The 23,345-nt window shown below is 73.1% G+C and carries 18 protein-coding genes; 9 read left to right on the top strand and 9 right to left on the bottom strand.

Translation table 11 applies throughout. The features are described 5' to 3' along the window. Positions 1-61: 61 nt before the first annotated feature. The 4 genes from AB0K05_RS36855 to AB0K05_RS36840 form a co-directional block, all read right to left on the bottom strand. Positions 62-817 (bottom strand): hemerythrin domain-containing protein, encoded by a 756-nt coding sequence (locus AB0K05_RS36855; protein ID WP_271275122.1) that lies wholly within the window; start codon positions 815-817, stop codon positions 62-64. A gap of 152 nt (positions 818-969) precedes the next feature. Continuing rightward, a complete protein-coding gene (locus AB0K05_RS36850; RefSeq protein WP_364235547.1) occupies positions 970-2,211 on the bottom strand; it encodes an MFS transporter in 1,242 nt (413 codons plus the stop codon). Next, complete coding sequence (locus AB0K05_RS36845) at positions 2,208-3,299, bottom strand: PLP-dependent cysteine synthase family protein (protein ID WP_364235545.1); 1,092 nt, start codon at positions 3,297-3,299, stop codon at positions 2,208-2,210. The genes AB0K05_RS36850 and AB0K05_RS36845 overlap by 4 nt, the downstream gene beginning before the upstream one ends. A gap of 67 nt (positions 3,300-3,366) precedes the next feature. Continuing rightward, entirely contained in the window at positions 3,367-3,804 is a 438-nt protein-coding gene (locus tag AB0K05_RS36840; RefSeq protein WP_364235543.1) for a hypothetical protein, read from the bottom strand. Between the two features lie 243 nt (positions 3,805-4,047). On the opposite strand from AB0K05_RS36840, the gene AB0K05_RS36835 reads away from it, so the two are divergent. Continuing rightward, complete coding sequence (locus AB0K05_RS36835; protein WP_364235541.1) at positions 4,048-5,358, top strand: aminotransferase class V-fold PLP-dependent enzyme; 1,311 nt, start codon at positions 4,048-4,050, stop codon at positions 5,356-5,358. A gap of 80 nt (positions 5,359-5,438) precedes the next feature. Here the strand turns inward: AB0K05_RS36835 and AB0K05_RS36830 are convergent, their stop codons facing one another. From AB0K05_RS36830 to AB0K05_RS36815, 4 genes are all read right to left on the bottom strand, one after another. Next, the gene (locus AB0K05_RS36830; protein ID WP_364235539.1) at positions 5,439-6,317 is read right to left on the bottom strand and encodes a universal stress protein; all 879 of its coding nucleotides are present in this window, start codon (positions 6,315-6,317) and stop codon (positions 5,439-5,441) included. Beyond that, on the bottom strand, positions 6,314-9,010 hold the full coding sequence (gene fdhF / locus AB0K05_RS36825; protein ID WP_364235537.1) for a formate dehydrogenase subunit alpha: 2,697 nt from the start codon (positions 9,008-9,010) through the stop codon (positions 6,314-6,316). Before fdhF ends, AB0K05_RS36830 begins: the two co-directional genes overlap by 4 nt. Continuing rightward, positions 9,007-10,614, bottom strand: coding sequence for an NAD(P)H-dependent oxidoreductase subunit E (locus AB0K05_RS36820; RefSeq protein WP_364235534.1), 1,608 nt, complete (start codon positions 10,612-10,614; stop codon positions 9,007-9,009). The genes fdhF and AB0K05_RS36820 overlap by 4 nt, the downstream gene beginning before the upstream one ends. A gap of 155 nt (positions 10,615-10,769) precedes the next feature. Next, positions 10,770-13,493, bottom strand: a complete 2,724-nt coding sequence (locus AB0K05_RS36815; RefSeq protein ID WP_364235531.1) for a cation-transporting P-type ATPase — start codon at positions 13,491-13,493, stop codon at positions 10,770-10,772. A 204-nt stretch (positions 13,494-13,697) separates the two neighbouring features. On the opposite strand from AB0K05_RS36815, the gene AB0K05_RS36810 reads away from it, so the two are divergent. Beyond that, positions 13,698-14,546, top strand: coding sequence for a universal stress protein (locus AB0K05_RS36810; RefSeq protein WP_271275130.1), 849 nt, complete (start codon positions 13,698-13,700; stop codon positions 14,544-14,546). A 515-nt stretch (positions 14,547-15,061) separates the two neighbouring features. After that, positions 15,062-15,373: a hypothetical protein gene (locus AB0K05_RS36805; RefSeq protein WP_148030932.1), complete on the top strand. Its 312-nt coding sequence runs from the start codon at positions 15,062-15,064 to the stop codon at positions 15,371-15,373. A gap of 12 nt (positions 15,374-15,385) precedes the next feature. On the opposite strand, the gene AB0K05_RS36800 is transcribed toward AB0K05_RS36805, so the two are convergent. Further along, on the bottom strand, positions 15,386-17,899 hold the full coding sequence (locus AB0K05_RS36800) for a cation-translocating P-type ATPase (protein WP_364235527.1): 2,514 nt from the start codon (positions 17,897-17,899) through the stop codon (positions 15,386-15,388). A 179-nt stretch (positions 17,900-18,078) separates the two neighbouring features. Here AB0K05_RS36800 and AB0K05_RS36795 point away from each other — a divergent pair, with 179 nt between their 5' ends. From AB0K05_RS36795 to AB0K05_RS36770, 6 genes are all read left to right on the top strand, one after another. Continuing rightward, positions 18,079-18,348, top strand: coding sequence for a metal-sensitive transcriptional regulator (locus tag AB0K05_RS36795; RefSeq protein WP_148030934.1), 270 nt, complete (start codon positions 18,079-18,081; stop codon positions 18,346-18,348). Positions 18,349-18,425: 77 nt separating this feature from the next. After that, positions 18,426-19,760 (top strand): MBL fold metallo-hydrolase, encoded by a 1,335-nt coding sequence (locus AB0K05_RS36790; protein ID WP_364235524.1) that lies wholly within the window; start codon positions 18,426-18,428, stop codon positions 19,758-19,760. A gap of 24 nt (positions 19,761-19,784) precedes the next feature. After that, on the top strand, positions 19,785-20,354 hold the full coding sequence (locus AB0K05_RS36785) for a rhodanese-like domain-containing protein (RefSeq protein ID WP_364235521.1): 570 nt from the start codon (positions 19,785-19,787) through the stop codon (positions 20,352-20,354). Positions 20,355-20,397: 43 nt separating this feature from the next. Beyond that, the gene (locus AB0K05_RS36780) at positions 20,398-21,141 is read left to right on the top strand and encodes a sulfite exporter TauE/SafE family protein (protein ID WP_148030937.1); all 744 of its coding nucleotides are present in this window, start codon (positions 20,398-20,400) and stop codon (positions 21,139-21,141) included. A 186-nt stretch (positions 21,142-21,327) separates the two neighbouring features. Continuing rightward, positions 21,328-22,011, top strand: a complete 684-nt coding sequence (locus AB0K05_RS36775) for a GntR family transcriptional regulator (RefSeq protein WP_364235518.1) — start codon at positions 21,328-21,330, stop codon at positions 22,009-22,011. A gap of 148 nt (positions 22,012-22,159) precedes the next feature. Next, complete coding sequence (locus AB0K05_RS36770; protein ID WP_271280312.1) at positions 22,160-23,338, top strand: CaiB/BaiF CoA-transferase family protein; 1,179 nt, start codon at positions 22,160-22,162, stop codon at positions 23,336-23,338. Positions 23,339-23,345 lie beyond the last annotated feature (7 nt).

The raw sequence follows: 23,345 nt of genomic DNA, 5'->3' as shown, positions 1-23,345 counted from the left end.
CGCCCTCACGGGCGTGCCGACTCAGTCCTGCCTGTGCCGGAGCATGTCGCTCTCAGCAGGGTCATACGCGAGGCGTGAACTGGTTCAGGTCATAGATCCCGAGCGTCTTCTCGATGTCGGCCACCTGCCCGACGATGCCGGTGAAGCCGGCCGCGCCGAAACGGCGGTGCTCCTCGTCTTCGAAGGTCTCGGCCATCTCGGTGAATTCCCTGGGCGGGATGACCTCGCGCATGGCGGGGAAGACCACGGTGTCCTCGCGTGCCTCGTGGGGCTCGTACATGCGGATGAAGGCGGCCATGTCGGCGGTCAGGTCCCGGCGGGCCCGCTGGGGGGCGGGTTTGGTGGTGACGTCCAGGATGCGGCCGGTCAGCACGCGGCCGCGCTGGTGCTGCCGGACCAGGATGGGCACGGTGTCGGTCAGTTTGCCGGCCTTGACCAGGCGCGGGAAGACGTAACGTTCTTCAAGTTGCTCGTGGTACTCCTCGATGAAGGTGCGGATGATGCCGGCCCCGGCATGCAAGGGCCGGGCGGGCACCGGCTCGCCGGCGTTGATCCGCCGGATGCCCTCCCGGTAGATCAGCAGGATGCGTTTGAGCACCCCGTGCTCGCGCATGAGGTCTTCTGGTGGCGTGACCGGCACCTCTTGGGTCTGCTCCGTGCTGGGGGCAGGGGTGGATGTCGCGGCGCCGCCGGCTTGCCGGATCGTCCCGCACGCGGTCAGCACCGCCGAGCCACAGGCCAGGGCGACGGGCAGGCTGAGCATCTCGCGGCGGCGCACGCTCGGTGTTTCGCGGTCGTCCCACGCTTCGTCGCTCATCTTCGGTCCCGGCCCCCCAACCAGCCCGATACGGCCGGCTGGACCGCATCACCCCAGATGCTGCCCAGCCACCGGTGATCCGACGTGACAACGGAGGTAATGCTTCCCTCTGTCCGGGCCGGCCGCCCGGCGCTCCCCGCCGGCGGTCGTGGTCAGCCGGCCGGGACCCGGCCGGCGACCGGTAGCCGCTCCCTCCGGTCCAGCCGCCTGACGGCCGCCGCGGAGGCCAATCCCGCGGCGGCCAGCAGCGCCCACGGCAGAGCTGTCATGCCGTTGGAGCGGCCCGCGTCGACCAGGGCGCCCGCCAGCAGGTTGCCGGTCAGGATCCCGATGCCGGACAGCAGGTTGTACACGCCGTAGTAGGTGCCGATCAGCCGGTCTCCCGCCAGGTCGGCGATGGTGGCCATCTCGAACGGGAAGGCGGCCAGCGTCCCCAGGGTGAGCAGGAGCGTGCACGCCACCAGAGGCAGCAGCGCCCAGCCCGGGGGCAGGACCAGGTGCGCCGTCGCCGCCGGGGGCAGGAACGCGATCCCCATGAGGGCCAGGCCCCGGCTGATCGCCTGTCCCCGGCTCCACCGGGCCGAGCACCAGGCGGTCAGCCGTACCTGCCCGGCGATGCCGAGCAGCGCCGACAGCGCGTACAACGCCATCACGCCGCTCTCGCCGCCGCCGACCCGCTCCACCTCCAGCGGCAGCGCCAGGTACATCTGGAACGACAGCGCGTAGGAGGCGATCATCGCCGCGGCGAAGGAGACGAAGGCCCGGTCGCCGAACGCCCGCCGCCAGTCGCTCAGGACCGGCTGATGCTCACCGGCGGGCCCGCTCCGGGCCGGCAGGCACAGGCCCTGCATGACGGTCAGCACCGCGAAGACCCCCGCGGCGGACAGGCACACGGCGGCGAAACCGGCGTTCAGCAGGGCGATGCCGACCAGCGGGCCGAGCAGGATGCCGCCCTGGTAGAACACGTTGAACACGGCGAACGCGGCCACCTTGCGCTCACCCGCCTCGCACGCCAGGTAGGCGCGGGCCGCCGGGTTGAACAGCGCCCCGGCGACCCCGGTCACGGCGGCCGCCACGAGGAGCCACGGCAGCGACGTGGTCAGCCCGAACAGGGCGAACCCGATCGTACGGAGCGCGCACCCCAGCATGATCAGCGGTTTGTAGCCCAGCCGGTCGGCCAGGGTGCCGCCGATCAGGAACAGGCCCTGCTGGCTCAGGTTCCGCAGGCCCAGGACGAGCCCGATCGTCCAGGCGGCCAGACCGGCGCCGGTCGACAGATGCTGGGCGAGGTAGGGCATGAGCATGTAGAAGCCGAGGTTGATGCCCGCCTGGTTGATCTGCAGGAGCTGGATGGGCCGGTCGAAGGAGCGGAACTCGGCCAGGGTGCGCCTCATCGCCCGGCTGCCAGCGGGGCGCGCACGCCTGTGCAGCGCGTCCAGCGGTGGACTTCCCGCTCGTCCGGAGCGAGCAGCAGGTCCGGCTCGCCGGCCGGGACGGCGCCGAGCAGGCCGTGGGCCCGGCAGTAGTCGTCGTCGTAGATGCTCTCCCAGTAACGCCACGGCCCGTCCGGGAAGATCGCGACGATGGTCCGGCCGGGCTGCGTGCGGGCCAGCCACCGGGCCACGAGGGCGACGGCGCCGGTGCTCCAGCCGCCGGAGACGTAGTGCAGGGCGGCCAGGGTGCGGCAGGCCCAGACCGCTTCGGCGGGGGCGACCCAGTGGACCTCGTCGAAGGCGTCGTAGGCGACGTTGCGCGGGTAGATGCTGGAGCCGAGCCCGCGCATCAGCCGCGGCCTGGCGGGCTGGCCGAAGATGGTCGAGCCCACGGTGTCCACGCCGACGAGGCTCAGGCCGGGGAAGTGGCGGCGCAGCACGCTGGAGATGCCCGCGCTGTGCCCGCCCGTGCCGACCGAGCACACCAGCGTGTCGATCTGGGGCACCTGGTTCAGCAGCTCGTGGGCCAGCCCGGCGTAGGCGTCCACGTTGTCGGGGTTGTTGTACTGGTCGGGACAGTAGGCGCCGGGGCTCTCCGCGAGGAGCTGCCGCACCCGTTCGCGGCGGGCCTGCTGCCAACCGCCGACGGCGCAGGGCTCGGTGACCATCTCCAGCCGTACCCCGTAGGAAGCCAGCAGCCGGCACATGAGCGGCTCCATGCCGGGGTCGGCCACGAGCACGACCGGATGGCCGAAGACGATGCCGGCCAGCGCCAGGCCGAGCCCGAGGGTGCCGCTGGTCGACTCGACGACGGTCGCGCCCGGCTGGAGGTCGCCGCGCGCCCGTGCCCGGCGCACCATGTGCAGCGCCGGGCGGTCCTTGATGCCGCCCGGGTTGAAGCCTTCGAGTTTGGCCCAGAATCCTCCGCCGCCCGGCACGAACGGCTCGGATATGAAAGTCAACGGCGTATTGCCGACCGAGAGCGGCAGCGTCGAATATCTACCGGACGGCGCCTCTTTCAGGCGCGCGGAAACAGCTTGCGATGACATGATGGAGATCCCCGAAATGAATGGACGCGATAGCGGACGGTTGACGGCGCGTGAAAGGCCGCGCGTCCTATATGCGCATCACACAGAGATCTTCCTGACAGGACGTGGGGCGGCCCGCCACGGCCGCCGGGGCCGTGCCGCCCACGGCGGCGGGAGGGGAGACGACGATCGCGGCCGGCATGGGCGCGCCGGTCGGCGGGCCGGCCGGATGGGTGGCCGAGCCATCCTGCTCCGTGCTGTGCCTGTGTCTCTCGGGCAGCTGGTGATGCCAGCAGTGCGCACCGTGCTGAGCTGCGGCGACGTGCCCCTGGTCCGCGGCGTGACCGCCGTCGCCGAGCTGGGCGCTGTGGCTGGCCTGCTCCGACAGCTCCAGTGCGGCGCAGGCGCCGCCGTGGGCGAAGACCGCGACGATCAGCCAGACGATCGCCAGCAGCGCGTGCGACACGAGCCGCCCGGCGCGAGATCCGGCCGGGCGGCGCGAAAGGGTCGTCCGTGTCGCTGACATCACCTGAAATAGTGCCCGGAAGGCGGCCGGGCGCGCTCGGCAGGAGCAAACTTTCCGGTAAAGCTACCGCCGGTCACAGGTTATGGCGGGCTTTCTCGCGCGAGCGCGACCGGTCATTCGTCTTATCTGCGCGACACGGCGCCGATGGTTTGCCCTGTCCACCCGAATATCGGCCACACTGGACAGCGCGGCGGTCCTTCTCGTCCGCCGTCCGTCAATTCCCGCTGATATCAGGAGTGCGCCATGGCCCTGTCCAGACGACGGATCGTCGCCGGCTTCGGCGCCATGGCGGTCGGCGCCGTGGCATGCCCCTACGACCGGGAGCGCGCGTACGCGCCGGCGACCCTGGCCGTGCCGACCGGCGTCGCCCCCGAGCGGCTCGCGCGCGACGAGCGCTTCTGGGCGACCGTCGCGCGGCAGTTCCGGGTGAGCCCGGACTTCGTGAACCTGGAGAACGGCTACTACGGGGTCATGCCGGAGCCGGTCCGGCGGGCGTACCACCACAACGTCGACCATCTCAACCAGCACAGCTCCCACCTGCTGCGGACCACCTACAAGCCGCGGGCCGACGAGGTCCGCGACCGGATCGCCGCCCTGCTCGGCGTGACGAGGAACGAGATCGCGCTCACCCGGGGCGGCACCGAGGCCCTGCAGAACCTGATCTCCGGCTACCGCCGCCTGCGCCCGGGCGACGCCGTCATGTACGCCGACCTCGACTACCACAGCGGGCAGTACGCCATGAACTGGCTGCGAGCCCGGCGCGGCGTCACCGTCGAGCGCATCGTCATGCCCGAGCCAGCCACCCGTCAGGCGGTGCTCGACACCTACGAGCGAGCCCTGCGCCAGCACCCGAAGGTGCGGCTGCTCCTGCTCAGCCACATGAACAACCGCACCGGCCTGGTCACCCCGGTACGTCAGATCATGGCCATGGCGCGTGAGCGCGGCGTGGACGTGATCGTGGACGCCGCCCACTCCTGGGGCCAGCTCGACTTCACCATCGCCGACCTCGACGCCGACTTCGGGGTGTTCTCGCTGCACAAGTGGATGGGCGTGCCGCTGGGCGCGGGGTTCCTCTACATCCGCGCGGACCGCCTGGCCGACATCGATCTTCTGTACGACGACGAGACCTACCCGGCGTCCGACATCCGCTCACGGGTCCACTCGGGCACCATGAACGTGGCCCCGTTCCTGACCGCGGACGCCGCCCTGGACTTCCACGAGACCCTGGGCGCGAAGGTCAAGGAGGCCCGCCTGCGTTTCCTGCGCGACCGCTGGGTCCGCCGGGCGCACGAGCTCGGCGCGCGGGTCCTCACCCCGGACGAGCCCGGCATGTACGGCGGCATCACCGCGTTCCGGCTGCCCGGCCGCGACTCGGAGGCTGACAACGTCGCGATCGCGGACGAGCTCATGACCAAGCACCGGATCTTCACGGTCGCCCGCAGCGGCATGAGCGGCGGCGACGCCGTCAGGGTCACCCCCGCCCTGTTCACCTCCACCGACGACGTCGACCGCCTGGCAGCGGCCCTGAGCGACCTTGTCACCCGGCCTCGGTGAACGCCTCCGCAGGTCAGGGCGTCAGTGCGAGCCGTACGGCCAGGCAGCGTGCCTGACAGATACCCCAGGTGACGGCAGGGTCACGGGGCCGGTGGGACCACCGCGACCGGGCACCTGGCCTCGCGCAGCGCGGTCTGGGTCACCGGTCCCAGCAGCAGGCAGGCGGGTGACTCGTTGCCGCGGCTCCCCAGCACGAGGAGCGTCGCGTCCTGGGCCGTCTCGATCAGCGCGCGCTGGGGTCGCTCGGCCACGAAGGCGGTCATGACCGGCACCTCGGGGTGCCTGCGGGCCAGCTCCGACGCGACTTCGCGGAAGCGGGCCTCCGCTCCCCTGCGCAGCGCGTGCGAATCCACGAAGGGCAGCGGATCCTGCCAGGCCGACGAGCCGCACTCGGTCCAGCAGCAGAGGGCCTGCACCGTGCCGCCGCGCAGGGCGGCCTCGTCCAGGGCGAAGTCGAAGGCCGCCAGGCTCGGGGGCGAGCCGTCGAGCCCGACCACGATCCGGACCTCCGGGCTGCTCGGCGGCGGGACGGGCCGTACGATGACGACCGGCCGCGCGCTGTGCGCGGGCACCTGCACGGCGGCCGACCCCACCTGCAAGCTGTCGAACCCGCCCTGCCCGCGGGACCCGAGCACGGTCAGCTCCGCGTCGCGCCCGGCCTCCAGGATCACCGCCGCCGGCGTGCCCTTGCCGAGCAGTTGCAGGACATTCACGTCGGGAGCCAGCTCCCGGGCACGGCGGACGCCCTCCTCCACGACGGTCAGGGCGACGTGCTCGATCTGCGCCATGATCTCGTGGGTGACGGGCCGGAAGGCGTAGGGCCAGTGCAGGGCATGGCAGACCAGCACCGGCAGCCCTCGGATGCGCGCCGCGTCGAGCGCCCAGCCCAGCGCCTGGTGGCTCCCCGGCGAGTCGTCGTAGCCGACCAGTACGGGCCGACCGGCGTATCCATCGCTCATCGCCGCCTCCGGAGAAGTTCTGTGTCCTTCGTCAGCGCCGTCAGCCGCACGGCGGTGACCTTGTATTCAGGGCAGGAGGTCACGGTGTCCGCCCGGTCGGAGGTGAGGGCGTTGACCCCGCTGGAGGGGAAGTGGAAAGCGCAGAAGACCTGGCCCGGAGCCACGTCGTCGCTGAGGCGGGCGATCAGGGAGGCGCTGCCGTGGCGGCTCTCCACCCTGACCCGGTCGCCGTCGCGCAGGCCGTGCCGGGCCGCGTCGTCCGGATGGACGTCGACCCGGTCGACGGGGTCGAGCCGCAGATTGTCCGTACGACGGGTCATCCCGCCGGAGTTGTAGTGCGCCCAGCGCCGTCCGGTGACCAGGACCAGAGGGTAACGGTCGTCGGGCTGCTCGCCCGGCGGCAGATAGGGCGCGGCGCTGAGGTGGGCGAGGCCGTCAGGGGTCGCGAACCGTTCCCGGTAGAGCGAGGACTCGCCGGGCCGGTCGGGGTCCGGGCACGGCCAGCAGACCGCGCCTTCGCGGTCGAGCCGTCCGTGCGACAGCCCCGCGAAGGCGGGGACCAGGCGGGCGCACTCGTCCAGAGCGTCAGCCGGGGTGGGGCACCCCAGGTCGGCGCCGAGCGTCGCGGCGAGCGCGTGGATGACCTCGAAATCGGTGAGCACCCCGTCCGGCGGGCGGAGGGCGGCGCGCACCCGCTGGAAGCGGCGGTCGAAGTTGACGAAGGTGCCTTCCTTCTCCAGCCAGGACGCGACCGGGAACACGACGTCGGCCCTGCGGGCGGTCTCGGACAGGAACAGCTCGCTGCAGACGACGAGCGGGCAGGCGTCGAGCGCCTCGGCGACGAGCGTGCTGTCGGGATCGGTGGCGCAGACGTCCTCCCCGATGACCCACAGCGCGCGGAGCTCTCCTGACCGGGCGGCGGCGAACATCTGCGGGATGCGCAGCCCCGGGAGCGGGGGAACCGGGGCGCCCCACACCTCCTCGGCCCTGGCCCGCGCGGCGGGGTCGGTCACCTTCCCGTAGCCGGGCAGGAGGTCCGGCAGCGCGCCCATGTCGGAAGCGCCCTGGACGTTGTTCTGGCCGCGCAGCGGGTTCACCCCGAAGCCGCGGCCGGTCCCGACCGCTCCGCGCAGGATCGCGAGGTTGGACAGGGTGCGCACGCCGTCGGTGCCGTGCAGGTGCTCGGTGACGCCCAGCCCGTAGACGATCGCCGGCCGCTCCGCCCGGCCGAAGAGGCGGGCGGCCGCGACGATGTCGCCGGCGGGGACGCCGGTGACGGCGGCGGCCCGCTCCGGCGAGTAGTCCTCCAGCAGCGCGGTGAGCTCGGGCAGGCCGCTCGTCCGATGGCGCAGGAACTCCTCGTCGACCAGGCCCTCGGCGAGCAAGACGTGGGCCAGTCCGTGGAAGAGCGCGACGTTGGTGCCGGGCCGGGGCCGCAGGTGCACGTCGGCGTAGCGGGCCAGGCCGACCGCCCGGGGGTCCGCCACGACGAGCCGTGCCCCGCGCAGGGTCCGCTGGAGCAGCCGCGCGCCGACCACGGGATGCGCCTCGGCCGGGTTGGCGCCCACCAGCAGCAGGCAGTCTGCGGTCTCCACGTCGTCGAAGCCCTCGGTACCGCCGGACAGGCCGAACGTCGCGGTCAGCCCGGCGGCGGAGGGGGAGTGGCACAGCCTTGAGCAGTTGTCGACGTTGCTGGTGCCGATCACGACCCGCATGAACTTCTGGAGCAGGTAGTTCTCCTCGTTGGTCGCCCTGGCCGAGGAGATCGCCGCCACCGCGCCGGGGCCGCCCGCGGCGACCGCGGTCCGTAGCCCCCGGGCGACGTGATCGAGCGCCTCGCGCCAGCTCGCCGGCCGCAGCCGGCCGGCGTGGCGCAGCAGCGGCCCGGTGAGACGCTCGGGCGAGCGGAGGAAGCCGTGGGCGAACCGTCCTTTGACGCACGCGTGCCCGCGGTTGACCGGGCCGTCGTGGGCGGGCGACACCGCGATCACCTCGCCGTCGCGCGTGAGCACGTCCAGCGAGCAGCCCACCCCGCAGTAGCCGCACGTGGTGCGGGTACGGGCCGCCTCCGGCGCTCGGCCACCGCCGGGCAGGCCGGGCTCGGTGAGCGCCCCGGTGGGACAGGTGTCGACGCAGCCGCCGCAGGAGACGCAGTCGGACTCCGCCCACGGCCCTCCCGTGCCGGGCGCCACCACCGTGCCGGAACCCCGTCCGGTCAGGGTGAGGGCGAAGGTGCCCTGCACCTCGGCGCACATGCGCACGCACCGGCCGCAGGCGATGCACAGGTCGCGGTCGAGGTGGACGTACGGGTGGCTGTCGTCACGTCCCCGGCCGCCGGCTCCCCGGGCCAGGTCCGGGGCTATCCCCAGTGAGTGACAGAGTGTGGCCAGCTCGCTGCCGCCGTCGAGAGCGTACGGCGGCAGCGCCGAGACGATCAGCTCGACCGCCTCGCGGCGCGACGTCCGCAGATCCTCGGCGGCGACCTCGATCCGGGCGCCGTCGGCGGCCGGAGTGACGCAGGCGGCCACCACCGAGCCGCCGGACCTGACCAGGCAGGTGCGGCAGGAGCCCACCGAGGTCAGCCGGTCGTCGTCGCACAACGTGGGCAGCTCGCCGCCGGCCGCGCGCACGGCGTCGAGCATCGAGGCGCCGTCCGCCACGTGCGCGGTCACCCCGTCGACCAGAACCCTCACCGGTCCCACCCCGCCAGCCGGTCGCCGTAGGCGCGGGCGAGGCTGCGCACCGCCGCCGGCACGCGACGTCCGAAAGCACACAGGCTGGCCTCGCCCATGACGCGCAGCAGCCGCGCGTACTCGTCGCCCGCCCGCGCGGCGGTCCGGGCGATCTCCAGACCCCGGCGGGACCCCACCCGGCACGGCGAGCACGCCCCGCAGCTCTCCGCGGCGGCGAACTCCCACACGTGCCGCAGCACGTCCTCGGGCTCGACGTGCTGGTCGAAGGCGACGAGCCCGGCGTGTCCGAGCGCCGCGCCGCGACCGGCCAGGGCCGCCTCCGACAGCGGCACGTCGAGTTCGCCGGCGGCGAGGAAGCCGCCGAGAGGCCCGCCGACCTGCACCACGGCCAGCTCCGAGCCCTCGCGCAGGCCGCCGCCCAGCTCCTCGACGATCGCGAGCACGGACGTGCCGAGTTCGACCTCGTAGCAGCCGGGCCGGGCGAACCGCTCGGACAGGCAGACCAGCTTCGTGCCGGTCTCCGAGGACGTGCCGCGCGCGGCGTAGGCGTCTCCGCCCCGCTGGACGATCCACGGGACCGCGGCCAGCGTCTCCACGTTGTTCACCACGGTCGGGGCGTCCCACAGGCCCTTCCTGGTCGGGTACGGCGGGCGCGGCCGGGCGCAGCCACGCCCGCCTTCGAGCCCAGCGACGAGGGCGGTCTCCTCGCCCGCGACATAGGAGCCCGCGCCCTCGGCCACCTCGATGTCGAGATCGACGTCGGTGCCGTGGATCCGCCGTCCCAGATGCCCGTCGGCGCGTGCCCGCTCCACCGCGGCCCGCATGCGGGCCAGCGCCCGCGGATACTCCGACCGGACCAGCACCACGCCGCGGCGGCCTCCGGCCGCGTGACAAGCCAGCGCCAGCCCTTCCAGCACCCGTCCCGGATCGGCCTCCATCAGCAGCCGGTCGGCGTACGAGCCCGGGTCGCCCTCGTCGCCGTTGGCCACCACCACGGTGTCGGGCGAGCCTTGGGCTGCGGCCCACTTGGCGGCCACCGGGAAACCGGCTCCTCCGCGCCCGCGCAGCCCGGAGGCCGCCACCTCGGCGAGGACCCGGTCCGGGGCGAGCGTCCGCACCACGCGGGGCCACACCTCCCAGGGATCCTCTCTCCCGACGACGCCGGCCAGCACCACGGGGGCGCCGGTGGCGTCGGCGGAGGGTATCGGGGGAGCGTGGGCCCGCGCGCGGCCGGAGAGCTGGGCGGCCGGCTCCGGGCCGGTGCACGGCGTGTCGCCGTCGAGGCAGGCCGGGCCCGCGTAGCAGTAGCCGAGGCACCGGACGCTCTGCAGCGAGACCCGCGCCTGTGCGTCCACGTGGTCCGCCGCGACGCCGAGCGCCTCCTCCACCTCCTGGACGTGGCGGCCCGACCCGGCCGCGAAGCAGGCGGCGGCGGTGCAGACCCGGACGTGACGGCGACCGCGGGGAGCGGCCAGATCGGCGTAGAAGGTGGCCGGTCCGAGCCCCGCCGCGGCCGGCAGGCCGAGTCGCCGGGCCACTTCGGGCGCCCGCTCCTCGGCGGATCCTTGTCCGGCTCTCGCCGCCTCCGACAGGGAATCCAGCATCCGCGGACGCCCGCGACGCTCGGCCAGCGCGCGAAAAGCGTCGAATCTGCTGGTTGAACCCACATTCCCATCATGAACCCGTGCCGGTGACTGTCCTACGAAGGCGCTGGTCATCATTGGGCAAGGGCACATTCACGGAACCGCCGCGAGGCCGATCACAGCGGCTGGGCCTCCCGGCGGCGCAGCAGCCACCGGCGGATCTCGTCGGCGCCCCAGACGATCAACGGGAACGGGGCGACGAAGGCGAGCATGTCCACTGTCAGGGCGGCGGTGCCCAGCAGCGCCTGGAACGGCGGGGTGTAGATGAGCACGGCGGCCAGGGCCAGCTCGAAGGCGATGCCCCACAGCAGCAAGGGGTTGGAGGTGACGCCGACCGAGCGCAGGGAGGCGCGTTCGGTGCGGGCCGCGAACGCGGTGCCGATCTGGCACGTGATCATGCCGAGGAAGGTCATGGTGGTCGCCTGCCGGTAGGCGTGGTGCAGCGGGCTCCCGGGACCGGTCGGATCGCCCGGGTGCCAACCGGCTTTCAGGAGTACGTAGAAGAACCCGGACATGGACAGGACGGCGCAGATCACGCCGAGGAACAGCCAGGCGCGCAGCAGCATCGAGGTGCGGATCACGCTCTCCGAGCGCTCGCGCGGCGGGCGCCGCATGAGGCCGGGCTCGGCGGGTTCGCGGCCGAGCGCCAGCGCGGGCAGGGTCTCGGTGCCGACGTCGAAGGCGAGCAGCTGCAGCACCGTGAGCGGGAGCGGGACGGCCCCGCCCGCCAGAGCGAACACCAGAAACGGGACGATCTCGGGGGTGGTGTGGGCGAAGATGTAACAGATGAACTTGCGGATGTTGTCGTAGACCTGCCGGCCTGACCTGATGGCGGCCACGATGGTGGCGAAGTTGTCGTCGGTGAGCACCATCGTGGAGGCTTCCTTGGCCACGTCGGTGCCCGAGCGCCCCATGGCGACGCCGATGTCGGCGCGGCGCAGCGCCGGCGCGTCGTTGACCCCGTCACCGGTCATCGCCACCACGTGCCCCTCGGCGCGCAGCGCGTCGGCGATCCGCAGCTTGGCCTCGGGCGAGCTGCGCGCGAAGATCAGCTGACGGTGCTCGCGCAGCAGCGCGTCGAGGTCGTGCTCGCTCATGGCGTCGAGCCGCTCACCGGTGACGACCACCGGGTGCTCGCCGGCGATGCCCACCTGCTGGGCGATCGCCGCCGCGGTCAGCGCGTGGTCACCGGTGACCACGATGATGCGGATGCCGGCGGCATGGCAGTACGCGACGGCCTCGGCGACTTCGGCGCGCGGCGGGTCGTGCATCGCCACCAGGCCCAGCAGGGTCAGTTCGCGTTCGGCGTCCACACGCTCCTGGGGCGCGGGCCCTGCCGGATCGAGGCGGCGTGCGGCCAGGGCGAGCACGCGCAGGCCCCGGCGGGCGTGGGCGTCCACGACCTGTTCGACGTCGTGGCGCCGGGCCGCGGTGAAAGGCCGGACCTCGCCGCCCTCCATGATCGCGGTGCAGAGCGGCAGGACCGTCTCGGGAGCTCCCTTGGTGTCCACCCACGTGCCGCCGTCACGTTCGTCGACGGTCGACATCCGCTTCAGCACCGGGTCGAAGTGGAACAGGCGCAGCCGCCCGCCGGACCGGCCGGGTGCGCCGAGCCGGTCGGCGGCCGCGAGCATCGCCATCTCGGTCGGGTCGCCCGTCAGGGTCCCGGCGAGGTCGCGCTGGGCGTTGTTGCACGCCACCATGACGGAGAGCAGCCCTCCGAGCGCCGGGTCTCGGGCGTCCCCGGCCGCCGGGCCGTCCTCCGGTTCGTAGGTCCCGGCGGCGGTCCAGATCACGGTGACGCGCATGCGGTTCTCCGTGAGCGTGCCGGTCTTGTCGGTGCAGATCACCCCCGTCGCCCCCAGCGTCTCCACCGCGCTCAGCCGCTTGACCACCGCTCCCCGCCGCGCCAGGTCGCGCACGCCCAGGGCCAGCGCCAGGGTGATCACCGGCAGCAGACCCTCCGGCACGTTGCCCACCAGCAGCCCCACGGCGAACACCGCGGCCTCCGGCACCGGCAGGTGCGCGCCGAAGGTCGCCAGCGGGACGAAGGCCGCCCCGGTGACCACCGCGATCGCCGCGATCAGCCACGCCACCTTGCGGACCTGCCGCTCCAGCGGGCTCTCCTCGCGCTGGACGCGTTCCGACAGCGCCGCGATCCGTCCCAGCTCGGTCCGCATCCCGGTGGCGAACACCACGGCCCGCGCCCGGCCCTCGGTGCACATCGTCCCGGAGAACACCAGGTCGCGAGCCCGCAGCAGGCTCACCCCGGTATCGAGCAGCTCCGCGGACCGGAAGACCGGCATGGCCTCGCCGGTCAGCATCGACAGGTCGATCTCGACACCGCCCTCGACCAACCGGGCGTCCGCCGAGATCCGGTCCCCCTCGTCGATCACCAGGACGTCGCCGGGCACCAGCTCGGCGGCGGGCACCACCGCCGGACGCCCGTCGCGCAGCACTTTCGCCTGCACCGGCAGGTACGCGGCCAGCGCCTCGACCGCCCGCTCGGCCTGCAACTCCTGGACGAACGCGAACGCCGCGTTGATGACGATCACCACCACGATCGCCACCGCCACCGGGATGATCCCCGCCACCCACGCCAGAGCCGCGGCCGCCCAGAGCAGCAGCGCCAGCGGGTGGGTGAACTGCCGCACCAGCTCCCCAGGCCACCGATGACCACCACGGCGGTGGAGCTCGTTCGGGCCGTACTGGACCAGCCGCCGCGCCGCCTCCCGCGAGGTCAGACCGGACCGGGCGCTGCGCAGATCACGCAGCAGCAGCTCCAGCCGCTCAGTCGGATCGACCTCCCGGCCCTGGGCCGGCTGCTCCGCCTGGCTCATCGATCACATCCCCCGCACTGGATCACCTTCCTGCCCGGCTCCCTCCAGAGGGCCCGCGAAGATTGGGTTGATACCCAGAACGTGCGTGGCGGGGGTCTGGAGAAGGCAATCCGCGGGGCGGCCCTTGGGACGGAATCAACCGCATCAACCTGGGGAGATACGGAGAGGGGCAGCACGGTGGCCGGCTGAAGGGGAGGGCGTGTCATGGCGGGAAAGATCATGGCCGGAGTGGACGGTTCCGTACCGGCGACCGCGGCCGTCGAGTGGGCGGCCGCCGACGCGCACCGCCGCGGGCGCTCGCTCCACCTCGTGCACGTGCACGAGCACTGGCCGCTCGTCCTGGACGAGGCCGAGTCGCGGTACGGCGCCGATGCGCTGCGGGCCGCCGCCGCCCGGGCACACGAGGTGGCGTCAGACGTGGAGGTGACCACGGAGGTGCGGAGCGGCAACGTCGTCGAGCAGCTGATCACCGAGTCGGCCTCGGCCGAGTGCGTGGTCCTGGGCAGCCGGGGACGGGGCGGCTTCGCCGCGATGCTGCTCGGCTCGGTCAGCGCGGCCGTGGCCGGATACGCCGCCGTGCCCGTCGTCGTCGTGCGCGGCAGGGCCGAGGCGACGTACGGGCGGGTCGTGGTCGGCTACGACGGCTCGAAGTGCTCCCGGACGGCGATGAGGTACGCCATCGAGCAGGCGCGTGCCCGCCGGGCCCGTGTCCACGCGGTGTTCGCCTGGCAGGTGCCGATGTCCGTGCCGTACGCCGCCGCCTACGTCGGTGTCCTGGACAGCGCCTTCGAGGAGCAGCAGCGCAAGGCCCGCGAAGCGGTGACGCCGTGGCGGGAGGAGAACCCGGACGTCGAGATCACCGACGAGCAGGTGTGCGAGCATCCCGTCGCCGCCCTCATGAAGGCCTCGGCCACGGCCGATCTGGTCGTGGTGGGCTCGCGTGGCATGGGCGGCTTCGCCTCGGCCGTGCTCGGCTCGGTGAGCCGCGGCGTGCTGAACCACGTCACCTGCCCGGTGGCGGTCGTCCGGCCCTCGGCGGCGGACGACAGGTGACACGGCCGGTCACAGCTGCTGACCGGTCTTCGGGTCGTACTGCACCTCCACCGCCACCACCTGGTCGGTGGGCAGCACCTCGACCCACTGGTCGAAGACCTCGTACGGCTTCGCCGGGCGGAAGCCGCCGGCGAGGGGGTCGAAACCGGTCTCGAAGACCTCCTCCGCGGCGAGGGGTTGCCGATGAGCGTGTTGGACTGCTGCAACTGGGACGCGAGGATGTCCAGGACTTCTCCCACCTTCTTGCCCTGATAGGCCGGGGGGTCGCCTTCCTGGAACTCGTACGGGAGGTCGAGTGCCGCCTCTCCCTCGACGTTCGCCTGCCGGAGCCACTCCAGTGCGGCGATCTCGCGTCCGGGCCGTACGGGCAGGACCGCCTTGGCCCACGCGGCGTTGAGGAACTCGTTGCGGCGGGCGTCGCCGTCGATCTGGATCAGCCAGCCGAGTGAGCTCCCCAGGGGCGCGGGCTGTGTCTGCTCGGTGATGAGGTAGTTGACCCGCCACTCGTCGGTGGCGTGGCCGCCCGGATCGATCGCGTTGGTGCGGTCGGTGTGGGAGTACCAGCCCGGGGCCACGAAGTACAGCATCTCGTCCACGTCGAAGATCTGCCGGAGCAGCTCCGACCCCAGATACTGGTTCTCGAACAGCTCGAACGGCTTGAGCTTGTGGATCAGGCTGCCGTAGATCACCTGGCGTTCCTCGCTGCGCAGGTCCTGCGACGGCCGCGGGCGTTCTCCGATGCGGCGCTCAGGCCGAGCCCCTACGACGCGCACCACACGGTGCCCGCCATCGCCTTCGGGCACGCCGCGCGGTTCGCCCTTCCCTGACTCCGGTGGCAGTCAGCGGACGGCTTCGGGCACGGGCTCGCGGTGCAGGATGCGGTCCAGCCGGGCGGCGGCGTAACCGAGGACCGACAGCGCGGTCACGACGAGCAGGTCTCCGGCGGCGAGGGGTTCGGTGCTGAGCAGGTCGCGGAGCAGCGGCACGTACAGGCCGGCGAGCTGCAGCAGCAGCGCTCCGGCCACGGCGACCAGCAGCGCCGGGTTGGCGAGGGAGCCGGGGCGCGCGCGGGACCCGAGCGCGACGCCGAGCTGGACGGCGCCCAGGGTGAAGAACGCCATGCTCTGCCAGGGACGTCCGGTGTGCAGGGCCCAGACGGCGACGCCGAGCGTGACGACGGTCAGGACGACCGCGATGCGGATCACCCGCTGCCACAGGCCCGCGCCGAGGATGCTCTGGTCCGGCGGGCGCGGCGGGCGGCGCATCGCGGCCGGTTCGGCGGGCTCGCCGCCGAGCGCGACGCCGGGCAGGCCGTGGGTGAGCAGGTTGACCCAGAGGATCTGGGCGGGCAGCAGCGGCAGCGCGAGCCCGAACGCCGGGCCGATCAGCATGACGGCGATCTCGGTGGCGCCACCGGACAGGCCGTAGACCAGGAAGCGGCGGATGTTGGCGTAGACGCGGCGGCCCTCGTCGACGGCGGCGACCACGGTGTCCAGGTCGTCGTCGGCCAGGACCAGATCCGCGGCCTGGCGGGCGACCTCGGTGCCGCGTCCTCCCATGGCGACGCCGATGTCGGCGCGGCGCAGGGCGGGGCCGTCGTTGACGCCGTCGCCGGTCATCGCGACCACCTCGCCGTCCGCCCGCATGTCCTCGATGAGGGCGAGCTTCTGCTCGGGGGTGGCGCGCGCGTACACGGAGGCGCCGGAGTGTCCGTCGGAGGTGGCGAGGGCGCGGCAGTCGACGACCGGCTCGCCGGGTCCGATGATGCCGAGTTCGGTGGCGATGGCGCCGGCGGTGCCCGGATGGTCGCCGGTGATCAGGATCGGCCGGATGCCGGCGCGCCGGCAGGCGGCCATGGTGCCGGCGGCGGCCCGGCGGGGCGGGTCCAGGATGGCGACCAGGCCGAGGAGCCGCAGCCCTTCCTCCGGCACCTCCTCGGGGATGCCGGGCAGGTCGGCCTCGGCCACGGCCAGGACCCGGTAACCCTCGAGGGCGAGGCGCGCCGCCTCGGCGGCGGCGTCGTCCAGGAGCGCACGGTCGTCGGCGAGGACCGGCGCGCGCAACAGCACCTCCGGCGCGCCCTTGCAGATCACCTTCGACCGGCCCTCGGGCAGCCGGTGCAGGGTGCTCATCCGCTTGCGGGCGCTGTCGAAGGGCCGTTCGGCGAGGCGGGGATAACGGCGGTTCAGCTCGCCGCGGTCCAGGCCGAGCTTGGTGGCCGCGGTCAGCAGCGCGGCCTCGGTCGGGTCGCCCAGGGCCCGCCACTCCTCGCCGTCGCCCCGGATCAGCCGCGCGTCGTTGCACAGCGCGGCGGCCGTCAGCAGGCCGGCGAACGCCTCGGGCGCCGCGTCGCCCTCGACCTCCCCGTCCGGCCCGTAGCCGGTCCCGGTGAGCGCCGCGCGCGCGGCGGGTGTCCACAGCCGGCGCACGACCATCTGTCCCTCGGTGAGGGTGCCGGTCTTGTCGGTGGCCAGGACGGTGACCGAGCCGAGCGTCTCGACGGCGTGCAGGCGGCGTACGAGGGCGCGCCGCGCGGCCATCCGCCGGGCACCCAGCGCCAGGCTGAGAGTGACCACGGCGGGCAGCGACTCCGGCACGGCCGCCACCACCAGGCTGATCGCGGTGATCACCATCAGCTCCAGCGGCTGCCCGCGCACCAGGCCCAGCGCCCCGACCACCACGCACAGGAACACCGTCACCCCGGCCAGCAGCCGCCCCACCCCGACCAGCCGCCGCTGCAGGGGCGTCAGCCCGGCCGCCGCCACCATCAACGCCGCGATCCGCCCGGTCGCGCTGGCCGCGCCGGTCGCGCTCACCTCGCCCCGGCCGCGCCCGCGCAGCACCACCGTGCCCGCGGCGATCTCGTCACCGGGGTTCTTGTCCACCGGCACCGACTCGCCGGTCAGCGCGGACTCGTCGATCAGCAGGGCCGCGGCCTCTCCCAGGCGGGCGTCGGCCGGGACGATGTCGCCTTCGGCCAGCACCAGCACGTCGCCCTGGACGACCTCGGCCGCGGGCACCTCACGCTGGGCGCCGTCCCTGACGACCCGGGCCGTGGGCGCGGTGAGCGTGGACAGCGCGGTTATGGCCCTGTCGGCGCGCACCTCCTGGGTGACGCCGACGCCGGTGTTGACGACGATCACCAGGAGGATGACGGTCATGTCCGTCCAGTCGCCGGTGAACGCGGTCAGCGCGGTGGCCACCAGCAGCACGACGATCAGCGGGTCACGGAGCTGCCCGGCCACCCGCCGCCACAGCGGCGTGGGCGGCTTGGCGGGCAGCAGGTTGGGCCCGTCGCGGTCCAGCCGTACGGCCGCCTCCTCCGACGTCAGCCCCGGTGATGCCAGCGTCATCGGTTCACCCATCTCTCCCGGCTCGCACGACCTCTCCCTCATCTTCGCTGGTCACAGTCGGGTGGCCAGGGCCGAAGGTCACACAGTCCGGCCTCGATGACCTATTCCCAGGACCCCCGGGACCTACGTGCCCGAGCCCGATTTGCGGAGAAGGGTACCCCTAGGGGTATGCTGCGGTCATGGAGCTGAACGAGAGCATGGTGGGCGACGCGCTGACTCGACTGAAGCGGGCGCACGGCCAGCTCGCCGGGGTGATCGCGATGATCGAGGCGGGGGAGGACTGCACGAAGGTGCTCACCCAGCTCGCCGCCGTTTCCAAGGCGCTCGACCGCGCCGGGTTCAAGATCGTCGCCTCCGGTCTGCGGCACTGCCAGGACGCGCAGAACCGCGGCGACCAGCCGCCCATGAGCGTGGCGGAGCTGGAGAAGCTCTTCCTCGCGCTCGCCTGAGACCCGCGGCCACGTCGTGGCCGCGTTTTTCTGACTCTCCTATACCCCCAGGGGTATTTGATGGGAATGGACGCACGATGGACATCACCTCTTTCCGGACGCCCGGCCTGGGCGACCAGACCTACCTGCTGACGTACGAGGGCAAGGGCGTCCTCGTCGACCCGCAGCGCGACATCGGCCGCTTCCTGGACGCCGCCGCCGAGCGCGACGTCGAGCTGCGGTTCGTGCTGGAAACCCACATCCACAACGACTACGTCTCCGGCGGCGAGCAGGCCGCGCTGCGCACCGGCGCCGAGCTGGTGCTGCCGGCCGCCGCGACGCCCGCCTACCGGCACACGCCCGCCTTCCACCTGGAGGACATCGACGGCGGCGCCGGCCTGACCCTCCGGCCCATCCACACGCCCGGCCACACGCCCGAGCACACCAGCTACCTGGTGCTCGTCGACGGCGAGCCGGTGGCGCTCTTCTCCGGCGGCAGCCTGCTGGTCGCCTCGGCGGGCCGGCCCGACCTGCTCGGCCCCGAGCGCGCCCGCTCCCTGGCCCGCCTGCAGCACGGCTCGCTGCGCCGCCTGGCCGCGCTGCCTCCCGGCGTCGGGCTGTACCCGACCCATGGCGAGGGCTCGTTCTGCACCGCCAGCGGCGCCGGCCGGTTGACGTCGACCATCGGAGCCGAGCGCGAGGGCAACCCGATGCTGGCCATCGACGACCCGGAGGAGTTCGCCGACGCCATGCTCACCGCTCCCATGCCCATCCCGGCCTTCTATCGGCACATGGGCCCGGCCAACACGCTCGGCGCCCCGCCCATGCCGGCCGTGCGCGTCCCCGAGCTCGACGCCGCGCCGGAGGGCTCCCACGTCGTGGACATCCGCCCGCGCGGGGTGCAGGCCCGCGGCATGCTGCCCGGCTCGGCCGGCATCGAGCTGGACGAGGACTTCGGCAGCTGGACCGGCTGGCTGCTGCCGTACGCCGAGCCGATCACGCTGGTCGCCGAGCCCGGGCAGGACGTCACCGAAGCCGTCACGCAGCTCGCCCAGATCGGCATCGACACCGTGCGGGGCGTCGTCCGGCATCCCGGCCCGGACGCCACGCAGACCTACGAGCTCGCCGGGCTCGACGTCTTCGTCAAGCGGCTCGCCCAGCCGCGCGCGCAGCTGCTGGACGTCCGGATGCCCAGCGAGCGGGAGCAGGTCCGGCTGCCGGGCACGGTGGAGCGCTTCCTGCCCGACCTGTTCGTCCAGGGCGTGCCCGCCGAACTCGACCCGGAGCGACCCGTACTCGTCGCCTGCGCCTCCGGGCGCCGCGCGGCCATCGCCGCCGGCTTCCTCGCCGGCCGTGGCTACCGGCCGGTCGCGCTCAACGGCGCGGGCATCGCCGAGGTCGCCGACGCCCTCCGCCAGCACCACACCGCCTGACAACCTTCCCAGGAGAGAACCTTCGTGTCCCACATCGACACCGCCACCGCCCGCGCACTGATCACGACCGACCCCGGCGTCCTCGTCGTGGACGTCCGCACCCCGTCCGAGTTCGAGTCCGCCCACATCGACGGCGCCGTCAACCTGCCGCTCGACCAGGTGGACGCCCACCTGCGACGCATCGTCCAGGACGCCGGCGGCCGCATGGTGCTCGTCTGCCAGTCCGGCGGCCGGGCCGAGCGGGCCCGCAAAGCGCTCAGCGAGGCCGGACTGCCCGGCGTGGCGGTGCTGGACGGCGGCATGAACGCCTGGATCGCCTCCGGCGCACCCGTCAACCGCGGCCGGCCGCGCTGGCCGCTGGAGCGGCAGGTCCGGCTCGTCGCCGGGAGCATCGTGCTCGTCTCGGCCGTGACCAGCCTGTGGGTCCCGGCCGCCGTGTTCGTCGCCGCGTTCGTCGGCGCGGGCCTTACGGTCGCGGCGCTCACCGGCACCTGCGCCATGGGCATGCTGCTGGCCAGGCTGCCCTACAACCGCGCCGGCGAGGTGGACGTCGAAGCCGCCGTCGCCCGTCTGCGCGGGCCTTCGGCCCCTTGACCAGGCGCTTTCTCGTATCCTTTACATACCCCCGGGGGTATTCGTGATCGCCTTGACCCTCGCCGCCGCCGTCGTGGTGGGCATGACGCTTGGACTCTTCGGCGGCGGAGGGTCCATCCTCACCGTTCCCCTGCTGGTCTACCTGGCGGGTGTCCCGGTCAAGCAGGCCATCGCCATGTCGCTGTTCGTCGTGGCCGTCACCAGCGCCGTCAGCGCCGTCGGCCACGCCAGGGCCGGGCGCGTCCGCTGGCGCACCGGGCTGATCTTCGGCGCCGCGGGCATGGCGGGCGCGTACGGGGGCGGCCTGATCGGCCCGCACCTGCCCGAGACGCTGCTCATGGTGGCCTTCGCGGCCATGATGCTCGCCACCGCCGTGGCCATGATCCGTGGCCGTCGTGTCACCCGTGCGGTCCCGCGAGAGCTGCCCGTCCCGCACGTGGTCGCCGAAGGCGCCGTGGTCGGCCTGGTGACCGGGCTCGTCGGCGCGGGCGGCGGCTTCCTGGTCGTGCCCGCGCTGGTGCTGCTCGGCGGCCTGCCCATGGGCGCGGCGGTGGGCACCTCACTGGTCGTCATCGCCATGAAGTCGCTGGCCGGCCTGGCCGGATACCTGCACTCCACGCCCGTCGACTGGTCCCTGGCGCTGTCGGTGACCGCGGCGGCCGTGGCCGGCGGGCTCGTCGGCGGCGCCCTCGCGGGCCGCCTCGACGCCGACCGGCTGCGCAGCGGGTTCGGCTGGTTCGTCCTGGTGACGGGCGTCGTCGTCCTCGTCCAGCAGGCGCCGCTGTAGGCGGATGGAGCACCCTGGCGCCGGCGCCGGGTGGCTGCTTCTATAGAGACGAAACCCCTGGTACGGCGACCGTATCCGCTCGGGCCGGCCGGATAATATAGCCGATCGGGGTGTCGTGCGGGACGCTGCGCGTCTAGGATCTTCAGCGCGACACGCGCCGGGGGAGCCGAGACGAGAGGTGGTGCGATGGGCGCCAGGGCGGCAGAGGCGGGGCGGCCGCAGCTCAGCGACGACGCCGCCGCCTACGTGCGCAGCATGATCATGTCGGGGCAGTGGCGTCCGGGCGACTCCGTCCGGCCGGAGGCGGTCGGCCAGGCGCTGAGCATCTCCGCCACCCCGGCCCGCGAGGCGCTGCACGTGCTGCGCGTGGAGGGCTTCCTGGAGCTGCTGCCCCGGCGTGGGTTCCAGGTGGCGCGGCTGACGGGGCAGGACATCCGCGACCTGTTCGAGGCGCACGCGCTGATCTCGGGGGAGCTGGCCGCCCGGGCCGCGGTCCGGGCGACCCCTGACGAGCTCGACGAGCTCGACGCCCTGCATCACGAGCTGCTCGCGGCGGCGTACCGTAAGGACCTGGCGCTGCTGGAGGAGAAGAACCACGCCTTCCACCGCCTGATCAACCTGGTCGCGGACGCTCGCAAGATCACGTGGGTGCTGACCCTGACCGGGCGGTACATCCCCACCCGCTTCTACTCGGAGATCGAGGGGTGGCCGCAGGCCACCCTGCACGACCATTCGAAGATCCTGGAGGGCCTGCGCGCCCGGGACGCGGAGGTGGCGCGGGCGGCGATGCACGATCACATCGCCAACGCCGGGGATCTGCTGGCCAGGCAGTTCGACAAGCGCGCGGCGGGCGAGCAGGGCCCCGCGTAGCCCGTTCATGGCGCCAGGTGCCGGCCGGTCTCTATAGAGTTTCGCGCCCTCGTGTGTGGGCGGAACTCCTGCTCAGCTACGAGATTCATGAGACATCTGGTGATTCGAGCATAAATAATATATTTTATATCGGGACGAAAGGGGAGACGTGCTGCCACTTACAGGGATCACCGTGGTCGCGCTCGAACACGCGGTGGCCGCGCCGTTCGCGACGCGCCAGCTCGCCGACCTCGGCGCCCGGGTGATCAAGATCGAGCGGCCCGGCTCCGGCGACTTCGCCCGGCGCTACGACGAGTCGATCAACGGACAGTCCAGCTACTTCGTCTGGCTCAACCGTTCCAAGGAGTCGGTGACGCTGGACGTGAAGTCGCCGCGCGGCCGGGAGATCCTGCACGAGCTGGTCGGCCGGTCCGACGTGCTGGTGCAGAACCTCGGGCCGGGCGCGGCCGACCGGCTCGGCCTGTCGGCCGCCGCCGTGCGGGCACGGGACCCCCGCAAGATCGTCCTCGGCATCACCGGGTGGGGCAGCGACGGCCCGTGGGCCGGCCGCAAGGCGTACGACCTGCTCGCCCAGTGCGAGGCCGGCCTGGTCTCGCTGACCGGGTCGGCGGACGAGCCCGCCCGGGTCGGCATCTCGGTCGCCGACATCGCCGCCGGGATGTACGGCTTCAGCGCCGTCCTCGCCGCCCTCTACCAGCGGCGGCTCACGGGCGAGGGCGCCACCCTGGAGGTCTCGCTGTTCGAGGCCCTGGCCGAGTGGATGGGCCAGCCGGCCTACTACACCGCCGGGAGCGGCCGCCAGCAACCGCGCGCGGGCGCCCGGCACGCCACCATCGCCCCGTACGGGCCGTTCACCGCGGGAGACGGGCGCACGGTCCTGATCTCGATCCAGAACGAGACCGAGTGGGTGCGGTTCTGCGCGGAGTTCCTCGGCGCGCCCGAGCTCGCCACCGACCCGCGCTTCGCCACCAACACGCTGCGCGTGGCCAACCGCGACACCCTGGAGGCGATCGTGGACGCCCGCTTCGCCGCTTTCGGCGCGGCCGAGGCCTCCGCCCTGCTCGACCGGGCCGGGATCGCGAACGCCGGCGTCAACACGGTCGGCGACTTCCTGGACCACCCGGTGCTGCGGGAGCGCAAGCGGTGGCGGGACGTCGACACCCCCGGCGGCGCCATCCGCGCGCTGCTCCCCCCGATCTCCCTCGGCGACGAGGAGCCGCGGATGGACCCGGTGCCGGCCGTCGGCGAGCACACCGCCGCCGTCCTCGCCGAGCTGGGCCGCTCACCGGGGGAGATCGCCGGCCTGGCCGACGAGAAGATCATCTGACGCGGGG

This window comes from Nonomuraea sp. NPDC049486, from assembly GCF_040676925.1.
Taxonomy (GTDB): Bacteria; Actinomycetota; Actinomycetes; order Streptosporangiales; family Streptosporangiaceae; genus Nonomuraea; species Nonomuraea ferruginea.
The sequence above is the reverse complement of the archived record's forward strand: the minus strand, read 5'-3'. Positions and strand labels throughout refer to the sequence as shown.

What these genes read in the sequence shown, in the direction of transcription:
- AB0K05_RS36815 (WP_364235531.1), bottom strand. Translation starts at nt 13,493, where the DNA reads ATGAGCCAGGCGGAGCAGCCGGCCCAGGGCCGGGAGGTCGATCCGACT.
- AB0K05_RS36830 (WP_364235539.1), bottom strand. Translation starts at nt 6,317, where the DNA reads ATGAGCGATGGATACGCCGGTCGGCCCGTACTGGTCGGCTACGACGAC.
- AB0K05_RS36800 (WP_364235527.1), bottom strand. Translation starts at nt 17,899, where the DNA reads ATGACGCTGGCATCACCGGGGCTGACGTCGGAGGAGGCGGCCGTACGG.
- AB0K05_RS36845 (WP_364235545.1), bottom strand. Translation starts at nt 3,299, where the DNA reads ATGTCATCGCAAGCTGTTTCCGCGCGCCTGAAAGAGGCGCCGTCCGGT.
- AB0K05_RS36820 (WP_364235534.1), bottom strand. Translation starts at nt 10,614, where the DNA reads ATGCTGGATTCCCTGTCGGAGGCGGCGAGAGCCGGACAAGGATCCGCC.
- AB0K05_RS36810 (WP_271275130.1), top strand. Translation starts at nt 13,698, where the DNA reads ATGGCGGGAAAGATCATGGCCGGAGTGGACGGTTCCGTACCGGCGACC.
- AB0K05_RS36850 (WP_364235547.1), bottom strand. Translation starts at nt 2,211, where the DNA reads ATGAGGCGCACCCTGGCCGAGTTCCGCTCCTTCGACCGGCCCATCCAG.
- AB0K05_RS36840 (WP_364235543.1), bottom strand. Translation starts at nt 3,804, where the DNA reads ATGTCAGCGACACGGACGACCCTTTCGCGCCGCCCGGCCGGATCTCGC.
- AB0K05_RS36835 (WP_364235541.1), top strand. Translation starts at nt 4,048, where the DNA reads ATGGCCCTGTCCAGACGACGGATCGTCGCCGGCTTCGGCGCCATGGCG.
- AB0K05_RS36790 (WP_364235524.1), top strand. Translation starts at nt 18,426, where the DNA reads ATGGACATCACCTCTTTCCGGACGCCCGGCCTGGGCGACCAGACCTAC.
- AB0K05_RS36795 (WP_148030934.1), top strand. Translation starts at nt 18,079, where the DNA reads ATGGAGCTGAACGAGAGCATGGTGGGCGACGCGCTGACTCGACTGAAG.
- AB0K05_RS36855 (WP_271275122.1), bottom strand. Translation starts at nt 817, where the DNA reads ATGAGCGACGAAGCGTGGGACGACCGCGAAACACCGAGCGTGCGCCGC.
- AB0K05_RS36775 (WP_364235518.1), top strand. Translation starts at nt 21,328, where the DNA reads ATGGGCGCCAGGGCGGCAGAGGCGGGGCGGCCGCAGCTCAGCGACGAC.